Here is a 5288-nt window from a genome sequence, read left to right on the forward strand (position 1 = left end):
CGGGCCTTGTCACGTGGGTCGCCTGTGACAAGGGAATTCCTGTGGTGTGCAGGTAACGTAAGGTAAGTGCAAATGAGTCAGGCGTTGGTCAGGATCGCAGCCGGGTGGCTGCTGGGCCTGATGCTTGCTGTGGCCGGGGGCATCGTCGCGATCAATATCGTGAACAATTCCATTGCGAGCCCGCAGCAGCCTGTCCGCGAGTATCTCGATGCGCTGCAGAACGGCGAAGGCGAGAAAGCCCTCGGTTTGCTGCACGCTTCCGTTCCGCAAACCAACGCCGCCATGCTGGACGGCACGGCGCTGCAGACCGCCGCCGCGCGGATCAGCGGCGTCAAGTACGGCGACGCCGAGGACCGTGGCGGCAACCAGGTGATGGTCCCGATCGACTACACGATTGACGGCAGCCAGCTGCGGACCGAATTCCTGCTGGAACGTTCCGGTACGGAGTGGCTGTTCTTCCACAAGTGGGCGATTGTTCCTGCGGCTCTACCCGTCCTGAACGTCACCGTGGTCAACGCCAACGAGGCCACCCTGAACGGGGTACCGGTGAACATGCCCAATGGCCGCAACTCCTTCGCCGTCTTTTACCCGGGCGAGTACGAGGCCTCCCTGTCGGGCGAGTACTTCGCGGCCGCGCCCACCAAGGCCACTTTGTCGGGCCGGGACGTCCCCGTGGCCCCGCTGAACCTGATGACCGAAGCCACCGACGGGCTGAAGGACGCGGTGGGCAGCAAGGTCAAGGAGTTCCTGGACACCTGCGCCGACACCGCCGACAAGGAACAAAAGCTCCAGCCGGACTGCCCGTTCTACCACACCACCAACAACCGCGTCGTTGACGGCACCATCGACTGGAGCATCACCGAATACCCCGCCGTCAGCATCGAGCCCTTCGGCGGACGCTGGGTGGTGGCGCCCCTGAACGGCAAAGCCCGGATCAAGGCCCGGCAGGTGGACCTCTTCACCGGGGCCGTGACGGAACTGAACACGGTCCACGACTTCAGCTTCACCACCCGCCTGGACGTCGACGCTGACACCGTCAAAGTCACCCCGCTCCTGAGCTACTAACTCCCCGGACTCCGTTGCGGCAAACGCGTCACGGCGGGCAGTCTTTTGACTCAGCCGGCCGCAGCGAAGCCCGTTATTCCGCGAAGTTCGTTGCACCAGGCATACAAGAACCTGCCTGGCGTGACACCTGGCCCGGCACATTCATCCCAGCTAGGACGGCCAGGACTTCAGCCACCATCCGCGCGGGATGATGCACTACATCGTCGTAGTAGTAACGGAGCACGGAATAGCCCCGGACAACGGACATATTGTTGCGGCGTTGGTCCTTCTTGATCTGGGCCCACTCACCGTGATGGCGGCCGTCCAGTTCCACGATGAGTCTGCCTTCGAGCAGAAGGTCGACGTATCCGACGCCCTCAATGTGTACCTGCGGTTCCACCCTGATGCCGGCCTGGCGGAAAGACGTCCTGGCCAGGGTTTCCAGCATTGATTCGGCACCACGGTCCACCCAGTCAAGGACTTGGCGGGCGCGGCCATTGCGCTTGCCGACNNGAGCCGGTCGCGCAGGAACTCGAGAGTCATGTCTCCCCGGCCGACCGCGCAGTCCACCATGACCAGGGACTCCCGGAGCGGCAGGCACCTCAACGCGTGGATGAGCACATCGCCGAGGGCAGCAACCGGGTGGTGGGGATGCGGTTCGAGAAGAAGACCGCAGTGCCCAGTCTGCCCTTCGAAGGCCTCACCGCGTCTGTGATGGACATGGAGGGGCCCGGCGGTCTCCACGGACCATAGGCGGTAGAAGGGCGCCGCACTCCGGCAGGTGATGAGCTGCCTTCGCTGCAGCAGCGCCACATGGTCCGGGGGCGCCGTCGGAAGTGCGTAGAGTCCGCGGACCGGTTGGAGGACGCCTGCCCTCACCGCACGCCGCAATGCGGCGTCGTCGATCCCTAGACGGGTGAGTGCCGGCCGTCGAGCCGCGCCCCCGCAGATGGCCAAAGCCCTGACGACATCCATGGGGCTATGGTTTCCCCGGCCAGGAGTCAGCGGCACCCCGTGGAAGAGCTATGTGGATATCGCTACGTCACGCAAAGCAGCGTTTTGCAGTAGTCAACGCCGTGAATCCTGCGAATCCCAGGATCCGGGCTCCAGTTAAAGCCAAAAGACTGCTGTCCGTGACACCCGGGCCACGGACAGCAGCCAGCGGGCGTCAGTCCATTCCGCGCAGGTCCAGTACCAGCTCGGTGTCGCCGTCGGCCTGCAGCAGCACCGGGATGCCCCAGTCCTGCTGGTACAGGTGGCAGGCTGCGTGGTCGGGGATCTCGCCGTCCGCATCCTCCGGGCCGTCGCAGGCCGCGGCGCGGGCGGTGATGTGCAGAACGCCCTCCGGCACGTCGGAGGCCAGTTCCAGGGTGCGGAGCAGGCCAACCGAGGTCCCGCCGCCCGCCAGCAGCAGTTCCGGCGGGGTGGAGGAGATCTTCAGCTGGGTCGGGTCGCCCCAGCGGTCGTCCAGTTTCTGGCCGGTCGGCGCGGTGAAGCGGACAGTCAGCTCCAGCAGCCCGGGGGCCACGGGGCTCTTCGGCCGGTGGGTCTGGGCTGCGCCCTCGTCGACCTGCTGCGCCTCCTTGGGGATGGGCACATAGACCAGCTGGTGCTTGTTGGCCTCGACCACCACCAGGAGCGGCTCGGCGCCGGCCACCTGGGTGTGGTCGACAATCACGTCGGAGGGTTCTGACAGCCCGCGGGCCAGCGTGGAGACTGTGCCCGACGCGGGATCGTAGCGGCGGACGGCGCCGTTGTAGGTGTCTGCGATCGCCACCGAGCCATCCGGCAGGACGGTGACGCCCAGCGGGTGCTGCAGCCGCGCGTCAGCGGCGGCGCCGTCGCGGAAGCCGAAGTCGAACAGGCCCTTGCCGACGGCGGACTCGACGGTGATGGCGCCGCCGTCGCCGACCACGAGCTTGCGCAGGGCGGAGGTTTCGGAGTCCGCCACCCAGATGTTGCCGTCGGCGTCCTCGGCGAGGCCGGAGGACTGGGCGAACCAGGCTTCCGCTGCCGGGCCGTCGAGCAGGCCCTCGAGCCCGTTGCCGGCGATGATGGACACGGCGCCGGAGCGCGGGTCAAAGCTGAAGATCTGGTGCACGCCGGCCATGGCGACCACGACGGCGTTCAGTTTGGTGGACCAGACAACGTCCCAGGGCGAGCTGAGGGACACCTGCAGCGGGTCCGCCTCCAGCCGGGCGCCATACGCGGCGCCTTCCTCGTCCACCCGGGCCGGGCCGGTCTCGAGCAGCCGCTGCACACCGTTGCCGGCCAGCGTCCTGACGGTTCCGTCCGCGAGGGACAGCCCGCGAAGCCGGTGGTTCACGGAGTCGGCAATGACGACGTCGTGGCCTGCCTCGGCGGCGACGTCCTCCGGGAGCAGCACCAGGCCCTGGGGTTCGTTGAAGCGGGCAGTGGCGGCATTACCGTCAGCATGGCCCTTGTCGCCGGAACCGTAGGTCGCCAGCACGGTCTGGAAGTCGGTGGAGAGCTCCACGAGGCGGTGGTGCCCGGTGTCGGTGACCAGCCAGGAGCCGGCTTCCGGAGCGCTTCCGACGCCGCGGCCGGCGGGGAGGTAGAGGGCCTTGCCGGGGAACCGCAGGGTGCCCGACGTCGGCTCCGGCGCCACATAGGGGCCGTCGCCGCGGTGCAGGGTGCCTTTGGCCTCGTGCTCGGCGATCAGCTCAGGGATCAGCACGGCCAGGCCGTCAGCGTGGCCTTCACCGGAGAGGTGGGCCACGATGTACCCCTCGGGGTCGATGACCACCAGCGTTGGCCAGGCCCGCGCCGTGTAAGCCTTCCAGGTGTCCAGCTCGGGATCGTCCAGGACCGGATGGCGGATCTCGTAACGCTCGACGGCGGCGGCCAGGGCCACCGGATCAGCTTCGTGTTCGAACTTGGGAGAGTGCACGCCGACCGTCACCAGGACGTCGGAATACTGCTGCTCGAGCGGCCGCAGTTCGTCCAGCACGTGCAGGCAGTTGATGCAGCAGAAGGTCCAGAAGTCCAGCAGCACAATTTTGCCGCGCAGGGATTCCAGGTCCAGGGTCTTTCCGCCGGTGTTAAGCCAGTTACGGCCCACCAGTTCGGAGGCCCGGACCCGGAGGTGGGTGCGAACGGTTTCGGTCATGAGCGTCCTTCCAGCTTTGAGTTGCGTTCGGCCAGCCTGGCATCGCGCTCGGCCAGCTGGGCAAACATATCGTTGTAAGCAGTGAGATCGGCGTCGTTATTCCTGTCCGCCGCCCGGTCGGTGCGTTTGGACTCGCGCGCATCTGAGCGCGACCACATAACGGCGACGCCGATCGCCACTAGCAAAGTGGGCACCTCACCGATGCCCCAGGCCACCGCGCCGCCCATCTGCTGGTCCAGCAGAGCCGAAGGTCCCCAGGTCCGGCCGAGGTTGCCGAAGTAGTCCGCGGCCAGCAGCCCGGTGCCGCCCATGATCGCGACACCGAAGAAGGCATGGAAGCCCATCGTGGCAAGCAGGAGCAGCAGCCGCATGGGGTACGGCGCGCGCCGGGGCAGCGGGTCCGTGCCGATCATCGTCAGCACGAAGATGTAGCCGGTGAGGGCGAAGTGCAGGTTCATCAGCTCGTGGCCAACGTGGTCCCGCATCGCATAGCCAAACGCGTCCGAGTAATAGAAAAGCACAATCGAGCCGGCGAAGTTGGCGGCAGCGAACAGCGGGTGCGTGACGAGCTGGGAGAACTTTGAATGGATAAAGATCAGCAGCCATTCGCGGGGGCCGCGGGAGCTGTCGCGCCGCGGCGTCAGCGCACGCAGGGCCAGCGTTATGGGGGCTCCGAGGACAAGGAAGATGGGCGCCACCATCGTCAGCGCCATGTGGTCCACCATGTGCGCCGAGAAAAGTACCCGGCCGTACACCGACGGCGGACCGGAAGTCACATAAGTCAGGACACCCAATCCGATCACCCAGTTGACGGCCCGGAACCAGGACCAGGAGTCCCCGCGCCGGAGCACCTTCCGCATGCCGAGGATGTAGGCCACGAGGCCGAAGACCGCGACAGTGACCCAGAGCCAGTCCAGACGCCATTCGGTCAGCCAGCGGTCCGGGGTGAGCTCCGGCGGCAGATCGTAGCCGGAGATGATGAAGGCCGGGGAGGCGTCCGGCACGAGCGCCTCGCCCTGCGGCGGGGCTGAGCGGCCGAGCGCGACGGCGATGCCCGACGTCGCCCCCATGAGCAGTAGCTCCGCGACAACAAGCTGCCAGAGCACGCGGCGGG

5 protein-coding genes (1 of these 5 running past the window's edge) are annotated in these 5288 nt (G+C 66.9%); 2 read left to right on the forward strand and 3 right to left on the reverse strand.

Annotated elements, in window-relative coordinates; translation table 11 throughout:
* Positions 1-72 precede the first annotated feature (72 nt).
* Positions 73-1065, forward strand: a complete 993-nt coding sequence (locus tag K789_RS0116000) for a hypothetical protein (RefSeq protein WP_024367636.1) — start codon at positions 73-75, stop codon at positions 1063-1065.
* 73 nt (positions 1066-1138) lie between these two features.
* On the opposite strand, the gene K789_RS26255 is transcribed toward K789_RS0116000, so the two are convergent.
* Positions 1139-1492: an endonuclease domain-containing protein gene (locus tag K789_RS26255; RefSeq protein ID WP_237739620.1), complete on the reverse strand. Its 354-nt coding sequence runs from the start codon at positions 1490-1492 to the stop codon at positions 1139-1141.
* Positions 1493-1653: 161 nt separating this feature from the next.
* On the opposite strand from K789_RS26255, the gene K789_RS26260 reads away from it, so the two are divergent.
* Entirely contained in the window at positions 1654-1797 is a 144-nt protein-coding gene (locus K789_RS26260; RefSeq protein ID WP_237739621.1) for a hypothetical protein, read from the forward strand.
* Positions 1798-2212: 415 nt separating this feature from the next.
* Here K789_RS26260 and K789_RS0116010 read toward each other — a convergent pair whose 3' ends face one another.
* Both K789_RS0116010 and K789_RS0116015 read right to left on the reverse strand, forming a co-directional pair.
* Positions 2213-4174, reverse strand: a complete 1962-nt coding sequence (locus K789_RS0116010; protein WP_024367637.1) for an NHL domain-containing thioredoxin family protein — start codon at positions 4172-4174, stop codon at positions 2213-2215.
* Positions 4171-5288 carry the 3' portion of a cytochrome c oxidase assembly protein gene (locus K789_RS0116015; protein WP_024367638.1) on the reverse strand. Its footprint extends 1045 nt past the window's final position, so 1118 of the gene's 2163 nt are visible here — the last part of the coding sequence; its start codon lies beyond the right edge, outside the window; the stop codon is at positions 4171-4173. The genes K789_RS0116010 and K789_RS0116015 overlap by 4 nt, the downstream gene beginning before the upstream one ends.

Origin of the sequence: Arthrobacter sp. TB 26 (assembly GCF_000427315.1) — a bacterium.
GTDB lineage: Bacteria > Actinomycetota > Actinomycetes > Actinomycetales > Micrococcaceae > Arthrobacter.